This window comes from Ectothiorhodospira shaposhnikovii, from assembly GCF_016584105.1.
In the GTDB taxonomy this organism is placed as follows: Bacteria; Pseudomonadota; Gammaproteobacteria; order Ectothiorhodospirales; family Ectothiorhodospiraceae; genus Ectothiorhodospira; species Ectothiorhodospira shaposhnikovii.
In genome coordinates this window covers 1-2,420 of the sequence record NZ_NRSM01000075.1, presented here as the reverse complement: position 1 = coordinate 2,420, position 2,420 = coordinate 1, and the positions used below count along the sequence as shown (strand labels likewise).

General features: G+C 48.6%; 4 protein-coding genes. All 4 read left to right on the top strand.

What is annotated here, in order from left to right; translation table 11 throughout:
- The first annotated feature begins 144 nt into the window (after nucleotides 1-144).
- Complete coding sequence (locus CKO35_RS17400) at nucleotides 145-813, top strand: hypothetical protein (RefSeq protein ID WP_200177371.1); 669 nt, start codon at nucleotides 145-147, stop codon at nucleotides 811-813.
- A gap of 291 nt (nucleotides 814-1,104) precedes the next feature.
- Nucleotides 1,105-1,503 carry a GFA family protein gene (locus tag CKO35_RS17395; protein ID WP_200177370.1) on the top strand — a complete coding sequence of 133 codons (399 nt, stop codon included), beginning with the start codon at nucleotides 1,105-1,107 and terminating at the stop codon, nucleotides 1,501-1,503.
- Nucleotides 1,504-1,943: 440 nt separating this feature from the next.
- Nucleotides 1,944-2,099: a GFA family protein gene (locus CKO35_RS18690; protein ID WP_477181453.1), complete on the top strand. Its 156-nt coding sequence runs from the start codon at nucleotides 1,944-1,946 to the stop codon at nucleotides 2,097-2,099.
- Between the two features lie 26 nt (nucleotides 2,100-2,125).
- On the top strand, nucleotides 2,126-2,420 hold a 295-nt coding region (locus CKO35_RS17390; protein ID WP_200177369.1), incomplete at its 3' end, for a helix-turn-helix domain-containing protein.

Sequence of the window (2,420 nt, the reverse complement as noted above, 5' to 3'; positions counted from 1 at the left end):
TTCCCTCACGGGTTTGCCCTTGCCGTCGGCTAGTAGTTACAGTCGTCCACAGAGTGGACATCACAGGTACTCCTACAGGGGACTTTCACCCCATCAGTTCATGCCCATGTCGGGCGTACACAAGGCAATGCACGCGACGAGCGCGTGATTGCGGCGTTAAATTTTGAATCCACTAATCAAGGGAAGGCTTTGACAATAGAGAGTAGCAAGTGGAACGATATTTGGGTTAGCTATCGCCGTGATGCCAACCTGATGAAGCTTTTCAAAGAAGTTTGGCAAAAATCAGATAAAACCTCTCGCCGAATTGTGGTTCTATCAGGAACGCTTTTTCTGAGCGCAATCGGTTGGTATTTTTATTCTGAGCAAGGCAATTATTCTATTGTAGGATTAATCGTATCAGAAATTATACTTCTCTATTTTCTTGATCAAATGAAATCTGGTGCGGTTGGGCAATCATACCTATTCGCTGGCGATAGCCTTCACAGGTCTTCAAGGTTTTCGCTGTTTAAAAAAAACATATCTGAAAAAAAGATATCGGCCTCTGATTTAAGAAAATATTTGCAACTTCTTGACTCCGAGATTGAGCTTGCCGCGACTGGCTCTGGAAACGGACGCCGCGTTGCCGCTTTTGGTGTGCCTCTACTTGTTGGTCTTGTAGTCGGGATTGCGACTCAAATTAATGATATTCGAGTCCTTCTTTTGGCATTCTTTTTTTCATTAGGCGGCTTCATAATCGCCTACTTTATAGCTGCTGTCATAAGGACGCAGGAAGAAGCTCTGCGAGAGTTAAAATTTTTATCAACCTCTATCTAGCTGAAGGGGAAAATCTAGTGGATTCTGAGACTGATCAACCTACTAGAAATCCTGAAGATCAGTTATGCGATGAGCCGTTGTCTTCGCAAGAGTTACGCGCTTAATTTAATCGGATAGCCGGGGGAGAAAAACCCCCGGCCTCCACAACACCCCGCATGCGGGTCCGCACGGGGCGTTTCCTCCGGAGTTCAAAGGACCATGCAACCATGGTGACCTTCAACGCTGGTTACCCAACGAATCGCCAAGGCCGTTTCGCCCGGTCAGGCGCTTACGGCCATAGAAGGAAATCCAATGACTAAGCATGCTGGTTCTTGCCTGTGTGGCATAGTGAAATTTAAGGTCCATGGGGACTTCGACAGTTTTTACCTGTGTCATTGTAAGCATTGCCAAAAAGATACGGGGTCAGCTCATGCAGCAAATCTATTCTCACAGTCAGCCAAATTGGTCTGGCGGTCGGGTGCAGATGCTGTGACGACCTTTACGCTTCCAGGCACTAGTCATAACAAGAGCTTTTGTAAGTTGTGCGGGTCGGCATTGCCAAGTACTCAGATCCCAGGGTTGCTCGTCGTTCCGGCAGGGTGCTTGGATACTGAATTATCTATGGCACCAACAGCGCATATCTTTTCATCCAGCAAAGCTGATTGGGAGGGGTTAGGGGACGTGCCAGAATTCGAGGCTCTACCAGAGTGAGCAGCTATCACATAATCGGATAGCCGGGGGTTTTTCTCTCCCGGCCTCCACAACACCCCGCATGCGGGTCCGCACGGGGCGTTTCCTCCGGAGTTCAAAGATCCATGCAACCATGGTGACCTTCAACGCTGGTTACCCAACGAATCGCCAAGGCCGTTTCTCCCGGTCGGGCGCATTACGTCCGTTGAGACACGTGGGTCTCTCTCGTTGCCGGAGGTTCGGGCCTTCACCGCGTCTCACCCATTACGGTGAGCGTTTGGCTACTAAACCGTCTGCTGACTTCTGCCTTACCATTGTTCTCATCTTTTTAAATTTATAATAATTATATTTATTTAATATTCGGTCTAAAAATCCGGGTTTCCACTGAACATTCACGCATCATTTCATGAAGTCTTTTCCGCGTCTATAAATTCAAAACCAGGCAAAAATGGAGGAATATCATGATTGAAGGGGAGTGTAACTGCGGGGCGGTTGCGTATAGAGTAGATAGCATGATATCCGATGTCTTTATTTGTCACTGTTCCGTTTGTCGGAGGTCCACTGGAAGCGGTGGAATTGCCGTTTCAATCGTTGATATTAACCCGGCAACCAAATAGATCCGCATTGTGCTATGATTTGATGCATGAAAAAAGATGATGCCAGAACCCTGCACCCTGCGGCGCAGGAAGAGAAGCGCAAGACGGCGGTTCGTCTTTCCGAGAACGGCTTGAGTCAGCGCGAGATTGCAGAACAGCTGGGCGTTCATTATCAGACGGTAGGCCGCTGGTTGGCAAAGTATCGCGCAGGAGGTGTGGATTCGTTGCTTCGCCAACAACGAGGTCGCCGTCTGGGTTCTGGTAGACAGCTGGCACCGGATGAAGAAGCCGATCTGCAAGAACTGCTAAGGCAGCACACGCCTGATCAACTGGAAATGCCCT

Coding starts and splice junctions, on each gene's coding strand:
- CKO35_RS17395 (WP_200177370.1), top strand. CDS start 1,105: ATGACTAAGCATGCTGGTTCTTGCCTGTGTGGCATAGTGAAATTTAAG.
- CKO35_RS18690 (WP_477181453.1), top strand. CDS start 1,944: ATGATTGAAGGGGAGTGTAACTGCGGGGCGGTTGCGTATAGAGTAGAT.